This window comes from Larkinella harenae, assembly GCF_054780515.1.
Genome location: NZ_BAAGWE010000006.1, coordinates 97,138 through 116,805 on the forward strand (window position 1 = coordinate 97,138; position 19,668 = coordinate 116,805).

Here is a 19,668-nt window from a genome sequence, read left to right on the forward strand (position 1 = left end):
TACGAATATTCAGGTTGGTGAGAATTGGGCGGCAATTTGCAAATCAAAGCGGATATGTGGAAACTTCGCGTCAGGTTAACCAACTTTACCGGCTTTCTTCTAATTTTGAACACTCGAAAGTAGAACTACTGATATACTTGCACAAAACCGCATATGGCAGAATTAATCCGAATGCCCAAGATGAGCGACACCATGACCGAAGGTGTCATCGCTGAATGGCATAAGAAAGTAGGCGACACCGTCAAGTCGGGTGACGTCCTGGCCGAAGTCGAAACCGACAAGGCAACAATGGACCTGGAAGCGTATGACGAAGGGACACTGTTGTACATCGGGGTTGAAAAAGGCCAGGCTGTACCCATCGACGGCGTGATTGCTGTGGTTGGAAAAGAGGGCGAAGATTATAAAGGATTGCTGGAAGGCGCCGACTCGTCGAACGGTTCTGCGGAGCCTAAAGCCGAAGCACCCGCCGAAAAACCAAGTCCGGCTTCCGCTCCAAAGGATGCTGAAGCAACTGAAGCTACCAGCAAGACCCCCGATCCGAAAGCGGTTTCGGCGGCTCCCGCTCCCAACGTGAATGCCACGGTTATCCGGATGCCGAAAATGAGCGACACCATGACCGAAGGCACCATCGTTGCCTGGCACAAAAAAGAAGGCGACACCGTTAAGTCGGGTGACGTCCTGGCTGAAGTCGAAACCGATAAAGCGACGATGGACCTGGAAGCCTACGAAGAGGGCACGCTGCTCTACATCGGGGTGAAAGAAGGCAGTGCCGTAGCGGTAGACGAAGTGATCGCGGTGGTGGGTGAAAAAGGCGCCGAGTTCAAAGTATTGCTGGAAGGCGGTCAACCCGCTGAAACACCACCAGCCGAGGCAACGAAGGAAGAAAGTAAGCCCGCCGAAAAAGCCGCTCCGGCTGAATCCGCGTCGAGCAACGGTCACGACGGACGGGTTTTTGCCTCTCCACTGGCCAAGCAGATTGCGAAAGAAAAAGGCGTTAACCTGGCCGATGTGCAGGGTTCTGGACCTGAAGGACGGATTGTCAAGAAGGACGTAGAAAGCTTCCAGCCAGCCGCTAAAACCGCACCGGCACCGGCTCAGGCCGAAAAACCAGCCGAGAAGCCCGCACCGGCACCGGCAACACCAGCGGCTTCGGCTCCGCAGGGCGATTACGAAGATCTGCCGGTAACCCAGATGCGGAAAACGATTGCCCGCCGTCTGTCGGAAAGTCTGTACAGCGCTCCGCATTTCTACCTGACCATGGAAATTAACATGGACAAAGCGATGGAATTGCGCGGTAAAGTCAATGAAGTGAGCCCGGTAAAAGTGTCGTTCAATGACTTCGTTCTGAAGGCAGCGGCTCTGGCCCTGAAAAAACATCCGGCGGTAAATTCGTCGTGGCTGGGTGACAAAATCCGGCGGTACCATTACGTAAACATTGGAGTGGCCGTAGCCGTCGACGAAGGACTGCTCGTACCCGTGGTGCGGAATGCCGATCTGAAAACGATTTCGGCCATTGCGGGCGAAGTCAAAGACTTGGCGGGTAAAGCGAAAGATAAAAAACTCCAGCCAAAAGACTGGGAGGGCAGCACGTTCTCCATCTCGAACCTGGGTATGTTTGGAATCGACGAATTTACGGCTATCATCAACCCGCCCGATTCCTGCATTCTGGCGATTGGTTCGATCAAGCAAACCGTTAAATTCGAAAACGATGCGGCCGGTGTTCCGGTGCCCAAACCAACCAACGTAATGAAAGTAACCCTGTCGTGCGATCACCGTTCGGTTGATGGTGCAACGGGAGCGGCTTTCCTGCAAACCTTCAAAGGCTTGTTGGAAAACCCGTTTGGAATGTTGGTTTAATATAGGTTTGACGTTTAAGGTTTAATACCTGCGGTTGGGGATCAATTTGCGCTTCCCGCTGTTAGGTATTAAACCTTAAGCATTAAATAGCAGCTATCATCGAATGCAAAAAATACACGCAACGACCGTTGTTGGCATTTTACACAATGGTGAAATCGCACTCGGGGCCGACGGTCAGGCCACAATGGGCAATACAATTGCCAAAAGCAACGTTCGAAAAGTAAGGAGCCTGATGAACGGGAAAGTGTTGGCCGGGTTTGCCGGGTCAACGGCCGATGCCTTTACCCTGATCGAACGGTTTGAGGAAAAGCTCAACGCGTTCGGAGGGAATCTGAAACGGGCGGCCATCGAACTCGCGAAAGACTGGCGCACCGACCGCTACCTGCGGAAACTGGAAGCCATGCTGATTGTAGCCTCTAAAGACGATCTGCTGGTTATTTCCGGTACCGGCGACGTTCTTGAACCCGACAACCAGATTGCGGCCATTGGATCGGGCAGTATGTATGCACAATCGGCGGCCACTGCCTTAAAAAAACACGCCCCTCAGCTAACCGCCGAAGAAATGGTACGGGAAAGTTTGCATATTGCGGCTGATATTTGCATCTATACCAATCATAACCTGGTGGTAGAAACCATCCGGTAAGGATCGCAGAACGAAGTATTGAGGCTGACGGTTAAACACGATCCCTGTAGAAACTAAATTCGTACTGGACAGCATACGTATGAAAGGCTTGCGATCGGTTTTGCCAAAGGCAGTCAGAAAACGAATAACCTTCGGTTTTGGTACAGCTTTGTTGCTGATTGCGCTTGGATTTGGACTGACCTTATACAGTTATAACCAGTATCGGAAAGCGAGCTCACGGATTGAGCATAGCCAGCAGGTGACCAATCGGCTGGGGCGTATTCTGTCGCTGGTGACGGACGTAGAAACAGGCGAACGGGGCTATCTGGCCTCTTCCGGAGATCGTATTTACCTGGAAGCGTTCGACCTGGCGCTGCCCCAGTTTCCGAAAGAACTGGAACAGATTCGGCTGCTAACGGAAAATAATCCGCAGCAACAGCAAAATCTGGATTCGCTGACGAAGCGGATTAATACGAAAATATCGACGGCTCAGCAGCAGGTTAACGCAGTAACGAACAAATTGCCGATCTCCATTGCCCGTACGTATATGCTCCTGGGAAGAGCCCATATGGATGAGGTGCGGAAGCTGCTGAAAACCATGAATGACATCGAACAACAGCAGTTTGATCGGTATTCGAGGGCGGCTGCTGAGTATTTTCGGAACACGTTGATCAGCATTTTTACCTTGTCGCTGCTGACCTTCGTTACCCTGATCGTGTCGTATAACCTGCTGGAAAACGAGTTGAATACCCGGCAGAAAACCGAAGATCAGCTGCGGGCGTATGAAGACGAGTTGCAGGAGAAAATTCAGTTGCTGGAAATTTCGAACGAGGAACTGGAGCGGTTTGCCTTTGTAGCCTCGCACGACATGCAGGAACCGTTGCGCAAGATTCAGTCGTTTGGCTACCTGCTCCGCGACCGACACCAGGAGGGTTTGTCGGAAGAGGGAGCTACATATTTGAGCAAAATCCTGCAATCGGCGGAGCGAATGTCGAAAATGATTAAGGACCTGCTGAATTTCTCGCGGATTTCGAGCAAAAAAGAACCCTTCCGAACGGTTCGGCTGAACGATGTTGTACAAGGCGTACTGAACGATCAGGAGCTGAAAATAAAGGCCGCCGGAGCCCGGTTTGAGGTTGATAAATTGCCCGTGATTGAAGCGGTGCAGAGTCAGATGGATCACCTGTTTTCGAACTTGATTTCGAATGCCCTGAAATTCACCAAGCCGGATCAGCCTCCGGTTGTTATTGTTCGGGGGCAAGTTGTCGATGGGGGGACGTACGAGGAACTGACACACGGTAAAAAATATTATAAAATAACCGTGACGGATAATGGGATTGGATTCAATGAAAAATACATTGATCACATTTTCAAGATATTTCAGCGGCTCCACGGAAAAAGCACGTACGAGGGAACCGGTATTGGCCTGGCCATCTGCAAACGGATTGTGAGCAACCACAAAGGGTTGATTACCGCGCAGAGCCAACCCGGGATTGGAACGACCTTTATTATTATATTACCCGAAAAGCAGACGCAGTCTGTTCATGACAATGCAACAACTCACGAAACCAGTACATATTCTGTTGGCTGACGACGACGAGGACGATCGTTTTTTGACGCGAGAGGCCTTCCGTCAACAGTTTCCGGTAACCGAAATGAATGTCGTTGAAGACGGTGAAGAACTGATGGAGTTCCTGCGCCGAACCGGGCGCTATGAAAATTCGTCCCATTCGTTGCCGGAACTGATTTTGCTCGACCTTAATATGCCCCGCAAAGACGGGCGGGAAGCGTTGCAGGAAATTAAAGCCGATCGCCAGCTTCGCCACATTCCGGTGGTCATTCTGACTACCTCAGACGCCAACATCGATATTGATAATTCGTACCTATGGGGCGCCAACAGCTTCATTACCAAACCGGCATCGTTCAAGAAGCTGATGGATATTACGCAGACAATCGGGGACTACTGGTTCAATGTCGTCAAAGTAACGGGTCGGGACTAGCGGAGCCGTTAGGAATTATTCGTTCACTTTTACCACGGTAAGCTGGGCCATGATCTGCTCCAGATAGCTCATAACACTTTTGAGAGAGCCGCTCTGGTACTTGTTCACCAAAACCGTAAAGCTCAGGAGTTCACCATCGGCCGAAGTGGCATAACCTGCGTAAGCCCGGACCCCTTCGATGGTACCGCTTTTGGCCCGGACGTTGCCCGCAGCGGCCGTTTTTCGGCCCACATTTTTCACCGTCCCGGTTTCTCCAACAACAGGAATGCTGTCGTAAAAAGGCAGAAAGCTCTTTTCCCTGGACATAGCCGCTAAAATACCGGTTAGATTGGCTGCCGTCAGCGCGCCAACCGGTGACAGGCCGCTTCCGTCTTTGGGACGAAAACCGCTTAAATCAACTCCTTTGCTTCCCCAAAATCGCGTCACTTGCTGAAGCGCCTGTTCCGTTGTAACGGGGGCTTTCGCCAGCGTGTTTCCAGCCAGTAGCAACAACGATTCGGCGTACAGATTGATACTTTGGTGATTGGTCAAGCGGGCTATCTCGGCTAAGGGCACCGACGTGTGCAGGTGCAGCTGCGTGCGCTTTGCTCCGGGCGTTATGGAAAGAGTACCGGTTTCGGGCATTCGGGCGGGGCCGATGGACTGGGGCGGGGTAGAAATTACCATACCGGCTTTCAGGAGTTGCTGGTGCAGGGAGAAAGCCGTAAAGAAAGCCGGATCGGGCAGCGAACCTTTGACCCCAAATTCATTGACTCCGGCGGGTACGGTTCCTTCCAGAAAAACCTGCGTTGACGGGGGCGCGTTGTAAATAATGACTTCATCACCCGACCCTTGCGGGCCGGTTCGAACGTTGTTTTGGAGCTGGAGAAACGGCGTGGCCGGTTCGGTACGGAGCAGCGGGGCGGGTTGCCCAACGGTTTTGGCCGGTTTGAAAACCGCCCGGTATAGGTTCTCGTTGAAGTTCAGGCCAGAAACACCGGCCCCGTAATAATTCCCGATATCGCCCCAGACCCAGGTATTGGGTACCGGGAGCGTCTGGATGGCGGAAGCATCGCCCACTACGGCACCCCGGATTTGCCGGATTCCGGCACTTTGTACAAGTTCTTTCCAGGTGCGGAGCAGGGTGTGGGCATCGGCAAATTCGGCAAAACGGTTGCTGCCCAGCGAAGGGTCGCCGGAGCCCCGGATGTAAAGATTACCGTACAAAATACTGTCCCGGATGGTGCCGTCGTATTCCAGTGCGGTTTTGTACGAATGATTTTCGCCCAGCACGGCCAGCGCGGTAGCCGTTGTTACTAATTTTAAAGTAGAGGCTGAAGGCAGGCTCATCTGCGCGTTGTAATCCAACAGCGTTACTCCATCGCGAACGCGCCGGACGGATAGCGCTGCGGTGCCATTCCGCACGAAAGAACTGTTTTGCAATTGGTTGACTAATGTATGCAACCGCTGTACGGCCAGCGAGTCAGCCGTTGGGGATGCATAACTACTCGGAAACGTAATAACCAGGCAATAAATAATAGCAGAAATCCAACGCATGGTGTACAAAAGTACTGATAGTTTATGAATGCGGAATTTGTAATTTTGCAAAAGATAGCCAGAAGAAAGCCCTTATCCGTTGTTCTACCAAAATATAAAAGTTTGTAGCTTGCTTTGGCACTGCCGGATCGCGACAATCGGTAGTCAAAGGTATTAATCGAATCGAATGAAGTTAACATTTTGGGGGGCGACCCGTCAGGTGACCGGGAGCATGTTTTTGCTAGAGACGGATGACCAATACCGGATTCTGATTGATTGCGGGGCCGATCTGGACAAAAAGGCCGCTTTGAGTGCATTGGCCGATGAAACCCCGGGCCTGGGTGCCGGATTTTTTCCTTTCGAGGCATCTTCGATCAATGTTGTTTTGTTGACCCACGCTCACATTGACCACAGTGGCAATATTCCTAATCTGTACCGGGAAGGATACGAAGGACAGATTCTATGCACCGATCCTACCTTTTCGTTGACGGGTTTGCTGTTGCAGGATGCGGCATCGCTGAACAGTCGACGGTTGGCCGAGCTGGGCAAAAGCAAAAAGCAAAAGGTCCGTAAAAAACTGCACACGCTGCAAAAAGACTTGTACCTCGAAAAGCAGGTCCGCGAGTCGATGGACAATGTGGTTCCGATTCAGTTCAACCGGCGCTTCCGGCTGACTGACAACGTTGATGTAACGTTCATTCCGGCGGGGCATTTGCTCGGGGCCGCTCACATCGTGATCGGGGTGTACGAAAATGGTCAGAAGAAAACCATTTGTTTTTCCGGCGATATTGGTCGTCAAAATTATCCGTTACTGACCGATCCGGAACCAATTCCAGCCGTCGATTACCTGATTTGCGAATCCACCTACGGAAACCGGCTGCACCTGGATTCCCAGACACCGGAAGCCACCCTGGCCGATGTTATCAAGCGGACTTGCATTGACATTCCGGGACGGCTGATCATTCCATCTTTTTCGGTTGGACGAACGCAGGCGCTGCTGTATACGCTCAATCGGCTGTACACGGAACAGGGTTTTCCAAGCATCAAGGTGTTTTCCGATAGCCCGCTGGCACTGGAAAGTACGAAGGTTTACCAGAAAAACCTTCGGCTGCTGAACAAGGAGGCAAAGGCGTATTACGACGAAAATGAGTCGTTGTTCGATTTCGCTAATTTCGAGTACCTGGAAAGCTCCAAAGCGAGCCGCGAAGTCTCCAATTACAACGAACCCTGTATCATTATTTCGTCGTCGGGGATGGTGCAAGGAGGCCGGGTGGAACAGCACGTGGCGGCAAACATCAGCAACCCATATTGTACGATTCTGATCATCGGATATTGTGCGGAAGGCACCCTCGGCTGGCGGCTGCTCAATGGGCAGCCCACGATTTCCATTAAGGACAAGGAAGAACCCGTATTGGCAAAGGTTGAGCGGACGGATGTGTTCAGTGGACACGGTGACCGCGATGACCTGGTTCGGTTTGTTAAACATCAGTCGCCGGAAAAACTGAAAAAAGTGTTTCTGGTACACGGCGAATACACCAGCATGACGGCTTTTCAGCAAACGCTGAAAGATGAGGGGTACGACAACGTGGAGATTCCAACCAAAGGCCAGATGTACGAGTTATAAGGTTGAAAAGGTTGCTGAACCGGATTTTCCGCTAACTTTGCCACTTGAAAAAATCGCCGGAATACGATTTTTAGCAACCCCGCATCTGGGTAGTTGCTGATTATGAGTAGGATAGCTGGTGATGACAACCGATTTTTGAATGAGGACATATTTGGACTTCGAAAAACCCATAGCTGATTTAGAAGTACGACTGGTCGAAATGAAGAAACTGGCCGAAACCAGTAACGTGGACGTTACTGAAGCTGTTGCGTCGCTGGAAGTCAGCATCGAAAAACTCCGGAAGGAGATCTTCGAAAACCTTACCCGCTGGCAGCGCGTCCAGCTGTCCCGGCACCCCGACCGGCCTTACACGCTCGACTATATTTCGCTGATCGGTGAGCAGTTTATCGAACTGCACGGTGACCGTACCGTCCGGGATGACCCGGCTATGGTAGGCGGTTTTGTTGAGATTGAAGGACAAACCGTCATGCTGATCGGACAGCAGAAAGGCCGCAACACCAAACAACGCCAGCACCGGAATTTTGGCATGCCCAATCCGGAAGGATACCGCAAGGCGCTGCGTCTGATGAAGCTAGCCGAGAAGTTCAATAAGCCTATCGTGACCATGATCGACACGCCGGGCGCCTTTCCGGGGCTGGAAGCCGAAGAGCGTGGCCAGGGTGAAGCCATTGCCCGCAACCTGAAGGAGATGTTTATGCTGCAGGTGCCGGTTATTTGCATCATCATCGGGGAGGGGGCATCGGGTGGGGCACTCGGCATCGCGATTGGTGACCGGGTGTTGATGCTCGAAAACACCTGGTACTCGGTTATTTCGCCCGAAAACTGTTCGACCATTCTCTGGCGGAGCTGGGATTACAAAGAACAGGCTGCCGAAGCGATGAAAGTGACCGCCCGCGACATGGAGAAAAACAAGCTTGTGGATGGCATCATCGAAGAACCGCAGGGCGGAGCTCATACCGATCATGCCGAAATGGCTCGCCGGATCAAACAGACCATTCTGGACACGCTGGCGGAATTAAATAAATTGACTCCGGAAGAACGGATCGATCAGCGCATCGAGAAATTCTGTTCGATGGGGGTCGTGATTGAATAACTGGAAAGCCGATGGCAGGAGTCTTAAAAGCCGGGATTAAGAATATTATTTTCGACCTTGGGGATGTAATCATTCCCATTGATCTGCGGGCTCCGATTCGCAATTTTGCCGTGCTGTCGGGCCTGTCGGAAGAAGACGTGGAGTCGCTCTGGCGAGAACACGGGTTGACCTTACAGTATGAAACCGGCCTGATCGACGACGAAGGCTTTCGCCAGCACGTTCGGCAATTGCTAAAAAACGATAGCTGGGCCGACGAAGTAATCGACACCGCCTGGAATACCGTTTTGCTGGACCTGCCCATTGAGCGCATCGAACGCATCCGCGAACTTCAGGGTCAATACCGGTTATTTCTGCTGAGCAATACCAGTCCCATTCACATTGAGGGGGTCCGGAAAATTTTCGCGGCACTCGGGCAACCTTCGCTCGAAGAACTGTTCGAGCGGGTGTATTATTCCTACGAAGTAAAACTGGCAAAACCGTCACCGGAAATTTACCAGTATGTGTTGAATACATCCGGATTGAAAGCCGAAGAAACCTTGTTTTTGGACGATAATCCGCATAACATCCGTTCGGCTGCGGAGTTAGGTATCCACGCTGTGCAGGTGCAACCGCCCCTGACGATTCTTGATTATCTGCGCGATGAAGCCACAAACGAGGACGTACCTCATTCAAGCTAGCCTTTTTGTGCTTACCCTGTTTTCAACGACCGCGGCTGGTGCAGAATGGATGTACGGTCGTTATTTTCTGGACTTTGAACACGGGATCGGGTGGGCCGAATTCTGGGAGGGGCTACACTACTCCATCCCTTTTCTGGCCATCCTGACGGTGCACGAGTTTGGGCATTATTTTGCCGCCCGTTACCACCAGGTTCGCGTGACGTTGCCGTATTACATTCCGCTGTGGTTCGGCATTGGGCAAACCCTTGGGACGCTGGGTGCTTTTATTCGGATTCAGGACTTCATCAGTAGCCGCAAAAAGTTCTTCGATATCGGCATCGCCGGTCCGCTGGCGGGGTTTGTCCTGGCCCTGATCGTTTTATGGTACGGTTTTACGCACTTGCCCCCGCCGGAACACATCTTCACGATTCACCCCGAATACAAACAGCACGGACTGGCCTTTGGGCAACACGTGTATAAAAACCTGCCGCCCGAGAGTCTGATGAGTTTGGGTGATAACATCTTGTTCTGGTTTTTCAAAACCTACGTAGCTGATCCGGCCCGGTTGCCGCATCCTTACGAGATCATTCACTACCCGTATCTGATGGCGGGGTATTTTGCGCTGTTTTTTACGGCGCTCAATCTGATTCCTATTGGTCAGCTGGATGGCGGGCACGTTCTCTACAGCCTGATTGGGGCCCGTGCTTTCCGGCTCGTTGCCCCGGTTTTGCTGATAGGGTTTGCATTTTATTCGGGGTTGGGTTTTTTCAAACCGTCGGATTTTGTGATCGCCAATGACAGTGATTTCCTGAATGAGATGGGAAAATTCGGCTTGTACATTCTGGCCTTGTTTCTTAGCTTTCGAAGCATCAGCGAAAACCGTACGACGACGTGGCTGCTGGCGTTGAGTGTAGTAGCGGGGCAGTTTCTGATTTCCTTTCTTTTTCCAACGGTTGAAGGGTATCCGGGTTTTCTGTTGTTTATCCTGATCATAGGTCGGTTTTTGGGGGTTTATCACCCCGACACCCAGGACGAAAAACCGTTGAGCACCGGCCGCATCATCCTGGGCTGGCTAACTTTACTCATCTTTGTACTGTGTTTTACGCCAAAACCGTTCATTTTTTCTTAAACTTGTCGGCCAATGATGGCGTGGATTGTTTAGGAAATTATGTTTAGTGCACTGACCCGATGGTTGTATAAAATAGCTGGCTGGAGGCTCATTGGCCCGGTTCCTGATGTACCCAAAGGCATTTGGGTGTTCGCCCCTCACAATAGCAACTGGGATTTTCTGGTCGGAGTAGGCGGGCGGGCCACTACCCGCATCTGGATTCGGTACCTGGCCAAAAAGGAATTATTTACCTGGTATGCCGGGTGGTTTTTTCGGATATTGGGCGGTAAGCCGGTAGACCGTAGCCGGGCCAATAACCTGGTCGACGCCATTGTTCAGGTTCTGGACCAGAGTGAGCAACTGCACATTTGCATTCCGCCCGAAGGAACGCGCTCCGATGTGGAACGTCTCAAAACCGGCTTTTATTACATCGCCCTCAAATCGGGTGTCCCGCTGATTCTGACGGGTATCGACTATCCCCGCAAAGCCATTTTCCTGAGTGAACCCTTGTATGTCACCGGCGATTTTGAAAAAGACATGCGCCCCGTGTACGAATTTTTCAGTGGGATTCAGGGCAAGAAAAAGACGTGGTTGAAACGGTACGAAGAAACGGGGGTTATCTCGAAGTAAGCTAGTGAGGTGTCAAAGCGTATGGTGCGGCTTTACCGCTACCATCATCGCAGACGGTTTTGGGCTAGATCACGAACCATCAACGCGCCAGCCCGTTCGGAGGCTCCAGGACCGCCCACCAGCTCCCGTAGTTCGGCGTAATCGGCCTGCTGGCGTTGGTGCTCCGGTCCAGCGGGCAGAATTTTACGCAATTCTTCCACGAGGTTCGGTGTGGTCAGTTTGTTCTGTACCAGTTCTTTAACGGCTTCGCGGTTCAGAATCAGATTGGTCAGGGAAATATACGGAACGGCCACCAGCAGGTTGGCCACCTGATAGGTCGCCCACGACATTTTGTAACAAACCACCTCCGGCGTGTTCAATAAAGCCGTTTCCAGGGTGGCGGTTCCGGAAGTAACCAGGGCGCCATCGGCCACGGTCAGAAGGTTATACGCATCGTCAATCACGACGGGAATATCCGGAAAGCGGGCCAAAGCGGTTTTATACAAGGAGTCCGGTAGGTTGCTGACTCCCGAAACCACAAACTGGTAATCCGGAAAATGCGGTATCACGTCCAGCATGATCGGCAACATCTGGATGACTTCCTGCCGACGGCTGCCGGGCAGCAACGCAATCACCGGTTTCGGGCCCAGCTGTTGTTTTTTACGGAAATCGGGATCGGGCCGGAAGGCGGCAATAGCGTCCATCAGCGGGTTTCCGACGTAATCAACGGGGTAATCGTACTTTTTGTAAAAATCAACTTCAAACGGAAAGATCACGAATAACCGATCGACCAGCGCCTTGATCTTCAGGGCCCGTTTCTGATTCCAGGCCCACACCTTCGGGGAGATGTAATAGAAAACCCGGATGCCGTGCTGCTTCGCAAAGCGAGCGATACGGAGGTTAAAGCCAGCATAATCGATCAGGATCAACACATCGGGCCGGGTGGCCAGAATGTCCTGCTGGCAATCGCGTAGGTTCCGGCGGATGGTGCCCAGGTTTTGCACAACTTCCAGGAAACCCATGAATGCCATCGAGCGATAGTGCCGAACCAGGGTGGCACCGGCTTCCTCCATTTGGTCACCGCCCCAGGCGCGAAACCGGGCTTGGGCGTCGTGTTGCCTGATGGCCTTGATCAGGTTGCCGCCGTGCAGGTCGCCGGAGCGTTCTCCGGCAATCAGGTAGTAAGTCATTGGTTATTCCCCGTAATAATCGACGTAATTTTTTGGGGTCTCATACAGTCGGATGCGGTGCAGTTGCGCGTCGGAAATAGTGGCGAGCGCACGGGCCAGGATTTTCCAGATCTCGACGATAAATATTTCGCAGCTGGCCATTTTGCCCTGCATGAAATCAACGTCGACGTTCAGATTCCGATGGTCGACTTTATCGATAATCTCGGTTTTGATCAGGTCGGCTAAGACTTTCAGATCGACCACAAAACCCGTATCAGGATTAGGATCTCCCTTGACGGTGACGATTAATTCAAAGTTATGTCCGTGCCCGTTGACGTTTGCACACGGGCCAAAAACTTCCTTGTTTTTCTCATCCGTCCAGGCCGGGTTGAACAATCGGTGGGCGGCATTGAAATGTTCTTTTCTGCTAATATATACCATCGCTTGAGCGACACTGTCGTTAGACGAGCCACGTGGCCCGTTATGAATTTGCGTGCAAAATTACGGTCTTCGGTGCGTTAATAAAAATCCAAATTTAAAGCAGAGCTGCCGTACAATGATCCTAACAAAAAGCACGGTTTTTAGGTGCGTTTGAAAAATTGGATGTTAGAATAATGCTATTTTTTCATTAAAACGTGGATAGGTTGGTGTAAGGATTTGTCCTAACTTTACATCCTGTTTCTTAGTAAGAATTCGTAAAACTAATCTAACCTAAAACAATCGTTGCTCAATTTCTACGGAGTATGATAATTGTTACGGGCGCAACAGGCTTTATCGGAAGCTGTCTGATCTCAAGATTGAATCAGGAAAATTTCAATGCCATTATCGCCGTTGATGACTTTTCGACGGCGAATAAGCTGGCTAATCTGGAAGATAAACGGATCCTTGAACGGGTGGATCGGGAGCAGTTTTTTGATTGGCTTGATGAAAATTACCACGAGATTGAATTTTTATTTCACATTGGTGCTCGAACGGATACGACGGAATTTGATCGGAGCATTTTCGATCACCTGAACCTGGAGTATTCGAAAAAGATCTGGCAGAAATGTATCGAGTACCAGATACCGCTGGTCTATGCCTCTTCAGCGGCTACCTACGGACTGGGCGAACTGGGCTACGATGACAACGAATCCCTCATTCCGCAGTTGAAACCGCTCAATCCTTACGGCGACTCGAAAAACGACTTCGATAAGTGGGTGCTGGAACAGGAACGTCATCCGTTTTTCTGGGCCGGGCTGAAGTTTTTCAACGTATACGGCCCCAACGAATACCACAAAGATCGGATGGCGTCGGTGATTTATCACGCTTTTTGCCAGATCAAGCAAAAGGGCAGTATGAAGCTATTTCGGTCGCATCACCCGAATTTTGCCGATGGCGAGCAAATGCGTGATTTTATTTACGTGAAAGATGTTATTGGCGTCTGCTTGTTTCTGATGCACCACCGGCGGAATTCCGGCATTTATAACCTCGGCAGTGGGAAGGCCCGAACTTTCCTGGATTTGGCCAACAATACGTTTCAGGCCATGGGTGTGACGCCCCAGATTGAATTCATTGATACTCCCGAAGATATTCGGGATAAATACCAGTACTACACCCAGGCAACCATGAGCAAACTGCGCTCTATTGGGTATTCGCAGCCGTTTCAGTCTTTGGAAGAAGGCATTGCGGATTATGTAAAGAACTACCTGACACCCGGTAAATATCTTTAGCCCACGTTCCGATTAAAGGATCGTTCGTTTGTCAATCCTTTAATCGGAACGGGCCGTTTTACTGCCAGATAATTTCAACAACTTCCTTCTTTAAATCCACGGTCGTGCGCTTTTCGTCGTGGCTCCGGCGCAACAGGATGGCCCCGTTCTGAACCCGCATGGATTCTTGCTGCAATACCCGGATATCATCTTTTTTATGAAAGACCGAAACGGAGTTTTCGCCGTATTCGGGCAGGGCGAGCGAGTACGTTTTACCTGTTGCTTTGATGGAACGGGCCGAAGTTGGCAGGGTTTGTCCCTTGGCCAACGCCAGCGCCCGCGACGCCTGCGGAACTCCGTAGCCAATGTAATTATTGCCGTAGGGATATAGGTGCGACGACTGCTCAATGATCGCAATCAATTCCTTGTTGGTTAGTTTGGGGTTTGCCTGCATCAGACAGGCCGCAAATCCCGTGATGACGGGCGCTGACAGGGAGGTGCCGTACAGCGAAAAACACGACACGTTGGGTTTTAAATACGGTAGAAACTCGGGACCGATGCTGCTGTAGCCAATGCGGTTCCAGACCTTGTTGTTGGTGGCTCCTACGGCCAGAACCCCGCGCGCATCGGCGGGCGTGGAGATAATGCGCCACGAACGGTCGTCGCCCTCGTTGCCAGCCGAAACGATCACCAGAATGCCCTTTTTTTCCGCAGCCAGCTGAGCCGCTTTACTAATCAGGCTGGTGTGTCCGTCCATTTGACTGGGCTGGTAATTTTCTTTCGGATTCGTGAATCCTTTCGCGTACCCTAGCGAGGTATTGATGATCCGAACGCCCAGGCTGTCCATCCACTCCATCGCAGCTACCCAATTGTCTTCTTCGCCCCGGAATTCACGAGCGCCGTGGTCGGTGCGGGCGAGGTAAAATTTGGCATCCGTTGCCAATCCGTACTGAATGTTTTCGTTGGGGTCGTGTCCCGAAATGGCCGCCATCACTTCGGTACCGTGAAAGTCGGAAAGGGTTTCGAGCGAACTAAAAAAGGCGTCGCGCGGACGGTTCGGATTGACGTAATCCCGAACGGATTGAATGCCGTTGCGCTGAAAGATATGCTTCAGGGCACTCGCCGAATCGGCACCGAAAAAACCGGCGTCAATCACACCAATCGTTACGTTTTTAGCCGATAAGCCAGCACGTCCGAACACATCCGCCTGAATCTGCGACATCACCGGCGCCATCAGAACTTTTGAAATGTCAGACTGAAGGCTGTTGATAACGATATGCTGATCGATGGGTACGAGGTCTTTGACGAACGGCAGCGCCTTCACCTGCCGAAGTTGAGCCGGGGTCAGTTCCGCTGAAACCGCGTTCAGCCAGCGTGATCGAAACAACGGTGCTACGCCTTGTTGCGACAAGGCCTGCAAGTAGGTTGGGTTGAGGGGTAAATCTGTTTCGTCAACGGCAAGCCCCAGGGTTTGGCGATTGGAAAGAGAAAGGGGAGAAAGAGACGGTTTTTCGGTCGAAGGCTTGTCTTTCAGCGTAATCCAGTACTTTGATTGAGCTTTTGAGGAGCTGGCCGTGATGACCATAAACCCAAAAAGAAGCAGAACAATTTTTTTCATTGAAACGAAAGCATCAATTTTAGGCATTAATGTACAACACGATCGTGACATTACCGAATGGATTATCATTTGAAAACCGAATAGTATGAAGTATACCACCATCAGCAACGAATTGTTTATTCGAAACCGCCAGCGGCTGGCCGACCTGTTGAAACCGAAATCGGTGGTCGTTCTAAACGCCAATGACATCATGCCGACCAACGCCGATGGCTCCATGGGCTTTCGGCAGAATAATGACCTTTTTTACCTGTCTGGCGTTGATCAGGAAGAAACCCTGCTGGTACTTTTTCCCGACCACCCGGACGAACGATTTCGGGAGGTGTTGTTTCTGCGGGAGACCAGCGAGCTGATCGAAATCTGGGAAGGGCATAAACTAACCAAACAGGAAGCCGAACAAACGTCGGGAATTCCCCAAAAATCGATTTTCTGGACCCACGAGTTTGAGCGGATTTTCATTCAGATGGTTTTTGAAGCGGAAAATATCTACTTGAATACTAATGAACATACGCGCAATTCATCCGAAGTTGAAACCCGTGATGCCCGCAACGTTCGGCAGTTTAAGGAAAAGTATCCGTTGCACCACTACCAACGCCTGGCGCCCTTGATGCACCACCTGCGGGCGATCAAGCAACCCGAAGAGGTGACGCTGCTGAAGGAGGCCATGCGGATTACGGAAGACGGTTTCCGACGGTTGCTGAAATTCGTCAAACCGGGGGTTTGGGAGTACGAAATTGAAGCCGAACTGTTGCACGAATTTGTCCGTCAGCGCTCGCGCGGATTTGCGTATGAACCCATCATTGCGTCGGGTGCCAACGCCTGCGTGTTGCACTACCTGCAAAACAATAAGCAGTGCCAGGAGGGCGAGGTTATTTTGCTGGATGTGGCCGCTGAGTACGGAAACTACAACGCCGATCTAACCCGCAGCATTCCGGTCAGTGGCCGGTTTACGGAGCGACAGAAAGCCGTTTATAATGCCGTGTTGCACGTCATGAAGGAAGCCAAAAAGTTGCTGGTACCGGGGAACCTCTGGGACGAGTACCACAAGGAAGTGGGTAAAATTATGGAGTCGCAACTGATTGGTTTGGGGCTGCTCGATAAGAACCAAGTGGCTAAACAAGACCCCGACAACCCCTTGTACCGCAAGTACTTCATGCACGGAACGTCGCACTTTCTGGGCCTGGATGTGCATGACGTGGGCAACAAATACCGTAAATTCGAAGCCGGGATGGTTTTTACCTGTGAACCGGGCATCTACATCCGCGAGGAAGGGCTGGGCATCCGGCTGGAAAATAACATCCTGATTACCGAAAACGGCAACATCGACCTCATGGATTCCATTCCGGTGGAAGCGGAGGAAATCGAGGAGTTGATGAACGGGTAAAAGTTTACGGTTTTCAGTTTAAGACGGCTTACTGTAAACTGAAAACCGTTACTTCACCTCCGAAACAATCACGAAGTTATCATGTCGTGTGATGCCGTAGAGGATCAGTTTGTCACGGACGGTCCGGTCGATGGCAAAGGCCTGGCCTTCGCTGATGGTCGGGACGGTTTTGACGTATTGCAGGGTGGAGCCGCGATCAGGTAGCTTTAGAATGTACAGCTCCGGTTTGTCGTGGCCGGTGCAATACAGAAACCCGTCTTTTCCCCAGGTTCCGCCCGAGGTGCTTTTGGGGGAAAAGGCCTGGAGAACGCTGGCGGGAAAACTCCACGATTCCAGTCGTTCCCATTGTTGATTGAATTTAACCAACATGGTCCAGCGGTTATCGCGACCTTCGGCGGAGGCCTTGTCGGAGTAATTGGCGAAGGCGACCCACCAGAATCCACCGTGGAAGTCGGCCCAGGTCGCGGAACCGGGCTGGAACCCCAAGCTGTGGTTGCCCAGGTGGCGGAGCGTTTTGGCGTCAAAAATTTCAATTGAGCTGAGCATCGGAACCGCCGGATAATTGGAATGAACCACGTACAGTTTCCCGTCGAGTACCACGCCACTGTTCATGTGTTTCAGCAAGCCGGTGGAGTCGTTCCAGGCCGTTACCAACTTGCCATCGGTTTTGGCGTGCTTGGTGATCGATGTGTTGTTAATGACGTAAAAATGGGACGCATCCACGGCAACGCCCTGTTTTACTTCCTGTAATTGAAACCGGCGGAGTTCGTGGGCACGTTGCGCAAAAACCGTGTTGGCAGCCAGCCATAGCAGAAGCTGGATGGAAAGAAAACGCATAAAGGACGAAAAGGAGGGTGATCGGTTCTCAAATTTTACGTTACCCCGATAGACATTCACCTCATTTGCCTGACTACTGGTGTTCTGCCAATTGATCGCGTTGATGACGAATCGAATGGCCGCTTTTGTAGCCTGGTCCTCTTGCGCTGCCGGTGGTAAACGTTAAAAGCCCGGCTGGAACGTTATTTACTTTTTTTGGGGAGGTAAGCGTTTGGATCGAGGGCTTTGGGCGACCAGCCTTGCAAAAATTCGGCGACGAGCTTTGGGCTGTGGCCTTTGCCTTCTTCCAGGTAAGCCGAGTTCTGCGTGTGCAGCCGGTTGCCCTGGCCATCCAGAATGACAAAAACCGGGAAGCCAAACCGTTGGGGATAACCCAGTTGGGCCAGCGTGGCTTCGTTCTTGTTTTCGGGACTGTAATTCACGCGTAACACTTCGTAATTCGCGTTCAGCAAACGACTTAAGGTGGTGTCAGAATGGGTAAGGTTATGAAACCGGATGCACCAGGAACACCAGTTGCCGCCAATTTGCAGCAAAACGTGCTTTCCTTCTTTTCCCGCTTTGGCCACGGCATTTTTGATCTCCTGTTGCGCGTCAGCTTTGGGGTTGTAAATGGCGGGAGCCGCCGGTTTGGCCGCTTCCTGTGCCTGGGTTGTCAGGGCTGTAAAGGCCAGAAGAAGGAGGAGAGAAAACCGTTTCATGAACGATGAAGTGAGATTGGTAACTGGTTGATTAAGCCGCTGAGCAGGATTTTAAATCCTGCTCAGCGGTTCGGTTCTTACAGCATCACCGGCTGCCCTGTCCGTACGGATTCGTCACAGGCGAAGGCGATGCGAAGGCTGTTGACGGCATCCTGCAAATGATCCGTCAAATCAACATTCTCCTGAATCGCTTTCAGGAAAAACCGTTGCTCGCGGTTACACAACTCCTGGTGATCCGGCTCGTCCTGCATATCGATCCAGGTATCTTCCTGAACAAACTGATCATCTTTATCGAGTGCCGCGTGGTGAACGCGGAGGGATTCGGTTTTGGTGTGCGCGTCGACGTTGTCGGATTTGCCCACTCCTCCGGCGTTTTTGGCTACAATCGAAACGCAACCTTTCGGACCGATTACGTCTTTGACGAAGAAAGCGGTTTCGCTCATCATCGGCCCCCAACCGGCTTCGTACCAGCCCACCGAACCGTCTTCAAACCGGATTTGTAACTGGCCGTAGTTATAATTTCCGGCCGGAATTTCTTCCGTCAGCCGGGCACCGATGGCGTTGACCTGCACGGGTTTCGAACGCGTCATCTGGCACATCACGTCAATGTAGTGCACTCCACAATCCACAATAGGGCTGAGGCTTTTCATTAGATTCCGGTGAACCGTCCACATGTATCCGTGGCTCTGCTGGTTCAGGTTCATCCGCATCACGAGCGGACGGCCCAGACCCTGAGCCACTTCGACGAACTTTTCCCAGGAGGGATGGTGACGCAGAATATACCCGACAACTACTTTCTTTCCGGCTTTTTCGGCGGCAGCCACCACGCGCTCGGCTCCTTCGACGGTATCCGCCAACGGTTTTTCAATGAAAACATGGCAGCCGCTCTCCAGCGACTGAATCGCAAAGGCTTCGTGGGTGTCGGGATAGGTTGAGATACAGACGGCGTCGGGTTTGGTTTCCTGCAATGCCGTGGTCAGATCACTGAACAACGGATAACCACCGCCGAGTCGCTCGTTGAGCGCTTCCTTGCTTTTTCCGGTTGAAACAATACCGCAGATTTCAAAACCGTCCTGGGTTGAATACGCTATAGCGTGCGAAGCTCCCATGTTGCCGCAACCGACAACGAGGACCCGCACCGAAGAATTGGGTGTTGACATAGAAAATTGGGATTTGAAACGCAAATTGGGATA

General features: G+C 51.6%; 18 protein-coding genes. 11 read left to right on the forward strand and 7 right to left on the reverse strand.

Going from position 1 to position 19,668, the window contains the following annotated elements:
* Positions 1–153: 153 nt before the first annotated feature.
* From ACYVH9_RS24055 to ACYVH9_RS24070, 4 genes are all read left to right on the forward strand, one after another.
* On the forward strand, positions 154–1,857 hold the full coding sequence (locus ACYVH9_RS24055) for a pyruvate dehydrogenase complex dihydrolipoamide acetyltransferase (protein WP_460638969.1): 1,704 nt from the start codon (positions 154–156) through the stop codon (positions 1,855–1,857).
* 103 nt (positions 1,858–1,960) lie between these two features.
* On the forward strand, positions 1,961–2,500 hold the full coding sequence (gene hslV, locus ACYVH9_RS24060) for an ATP-dependent protease subunit HslV (RefSeq protein WP_460638970.1): 540 nt from the start codon (positions 1,961–1,963) through the stop codon (positions 2,498–2,500).
* 79 nt (positions 2,501–2,579) lie between these two features.
* Complete coding sequence (locus ACYVH9_RS24065) at positions 2,580–4,070, forward strand: sensor histidine kinase (RefSeq protein ID WP_460638971.1); 1,491 nt, start codon at positions 2,580–2,582, stop codon at positions 4,068–4,070.
* Positions 4,030–4,479 (forward strand): response regulator, encoded by a 450-nt coding sequence (locus ACYVH9_RS24070; protein ID WP_460638972.1) that lies wholly within the window; start codon positions 4,030–4,032, stop codon positions 4,477–4,479. The genes ACYVH9_RS24065 and ACYVH9_RS24070 overlap by 41 nt, the downstream gene beginning before the upstream one ends.
* A gap of 15 nt (positions 4,480–4,494) precedes the next feature.
* Here the strand turns inward: ACYVH9_RS24070 and dacB are convergent, their stop codons facing one another.
* A complete protein-coding gene (dacB, locus tag ACYVH9_RS24075) occupies positions 4,495–6,015 on the reverse strand; it encodes a D-alanyl-D-alanine carboxypeptidase/D-alanyl-D-alanine endopeptidase (RefSeq protein WP_460638973.1) in 1,521 nt (506 codons plus the stop codon).
* A gap of 166 nt (positions 6,016–6,181) precedes the next feature.
* Between dacB and ACYVH9_RS24080 the strand changes: the two genes are divergently transcribed.
* From ACYVH9_RS24080 to ACYVH9_RS24100, 5 genes are all read left to right on the forward strand, one after another.
* On the forward strand, positions 6,182–7,618 hold the full coding sequence (locus ACYVH9_RS24080) for an MBL fold metallo-hydrolase RNA specificity domain-containing protein (RefSeq protein ID WP_460638974.1): 1,437 nt from the start codon (positions 6,182–6,184) through the stop codon (positions 7,616–7,618).
* 139 nt (positions 7,619–7,757) lie between these two features.
* Positions 7,758–8,711, forward strand: a complete 954-nt coding sequence (locus ACYVH9_RS24085) for an acetyl-CoA carboxylase carboxyltransferase subunit alpha (RefSeq protein ID WP_460638975.1) — start codon at positions 7,758–7,760, stop codon at positions 8,709–8,711.
* A gap of 11 nt (positions 8,712–8,722) precedes the next feature.
* A complete protein-coding gene (locus ACYVH9_RS24090) occupies positions 8,723–9,388 on the forward strand; it encodes an HAD family hydrolase (protein WP_460638976.1) in 666 nt (221 codons plus the stop codon).
* Positions 9,351–10,496, forward strand: coding sequence for a site-2 protease family protein (locus ACYVH9_RS24095; protein ID WP_460638977.1), 1,146 nt, complete (start codon positions 9,351–9,353; stop codon positions 10,494–10,496). Before ACYVH9_RS24090 ends, ACYVH9_RS24095 begins: the two co-directional genes overlap by 38 nt.
* Positions 10,497–10,535: 39 nt before the next feature.
* Entirely contained in the window at positions 10,536–11,105 is a 570-nt protein-coding gene (locus ACYVH9_RS24100) for a 1-acyl-sn-glycerol-3-phosphate acyltransferase (protein WP_460638978.1), read from the forward strand.
* Between the two features lie 44 nt (positions 11,106–11,149).
* Here the strand turns inward: ACYVH9_RS24100 and lpxB are convergent, their stop codons facing one another.
* Complete coding sequence (gene lpxB / locus ACYVH9_RS24105) at positions 11,150–12,274, reverse strand: lipid-A-disaccharide synthase (protein ID WP_460638979.1); 1,125 nt, start codon at positions 12,272–12,274, stop codon at positions 11,150–11,152.
* Positions 12,275–12,277: 3 nt separating this feature from the next.
* Positions 12,278–12,694 (reverse strand): 6-pyruvoyl trahydropterin synthase family protein, encoded by a 417-nt coding sequence (locus ACYVH9_RS24110; RefSeq protein WP_460638980.1) that lies wholly within the window; start codon positions 12,692–12,694, stop codon positions 12,278–12,280.
* A gap of 302 nt (positions 12,695–12,996) precedes the next feature.
* On the opposite strand from ACYVH9_RS24110, the gene rfaD reads away from it, so the two are divergent.
* Complete coding sequence (gene rfaD / locus ACYVH9_RS24115) at positions 12,997–13,962, forward strand: ADP-glyceromanno-heptose 6-epimerase (RefSeq protein WP_460638981.1); 966 nt, start codon at positions 12,997–12,999, stop codon at positions 13,960–13,962.
* Positions 13,963–14,020: 58 nt separating this feature from the next.
* On the opposite strand, the gene ACYVH9_RS24120 is transcribed toward rfaD, so the two are convergent.
* Complete coding sequence (locus tag ACYVH9_RS24120) at positions 14,021–15,559, reverse strand: S8 family serine peptidase (protein ID WP_460638982.1); 1,539 nt, start codon at positions 15,557–15,559, stop codon at positions 14,021–14,023.
* A gap of 85 nt (positions 15,560–15,644) precedes the next feature.
* On the opposite strand from ACYVH9_RS24120, the gene ACYVH9_RS24125 reads away from it, so the two are divergent.
* Positions 15,645–16,940, forward strand: coding sequence for an aminopeptidase P N-terminal domain-containing protein (locus tag ACYVH9_RS24125; protein ID WP_460638983.1), 1,296 nt, complete (start codon positions 15,645–15,647; stop codon positions 16,938–16,940).
* A gap of 48 nt (positions 16,941–16,988) precedes the next feature.
* On the opposite strand, the gene ACYVH9_RS24130 is transcribed toward ACYVH9_RS24125, so the two are convergent.
* From ACYVH9_RS24130 to ACYVH9_RS24140, 3 genes are all read right to left on the reverse strand, one after another.
* Complete coding sequence (locus ACYVH9_RS24130) at positions 16,989–17,777, reverse strand: hypothetical protein (RefSeq protein ID WP_460638984.1); 789 nt, start codon at positions 17,775–17,777, stop codon at positions 16,989–16,991.
* A 182-nt stretch (positions 17,778–17,959) separates the two neighbouring features.
* On the reverse strand, positions 17,960–18,475 hold the full coding sequence (locus ACYVH9_RS24135) for a thioredoxin family protein (RefSeq protein WP_460638985.1): 516 nt from the start codon (positions 18,473–18,475) through the stop codon (positions 17,960–17,962).
* A 77-nt stretch (positions 18,476–18,552) separates the two neighbouring features.
* The gene (locus ACYVH9_RS24140; RefSeq protein WP_460638986.1) at positions 18,553–19,635 is read right to left on the reverse strand and encodes a Gfo/Idh/MocA family protein; all 1,083 of its coding nucleotides are present in this window, start codon (positions 19,633–19,635) and stop codon (positions 18,553–18,555) included.
* Positions 19,636–19,668: the final 33 nt, after the last annotated feature.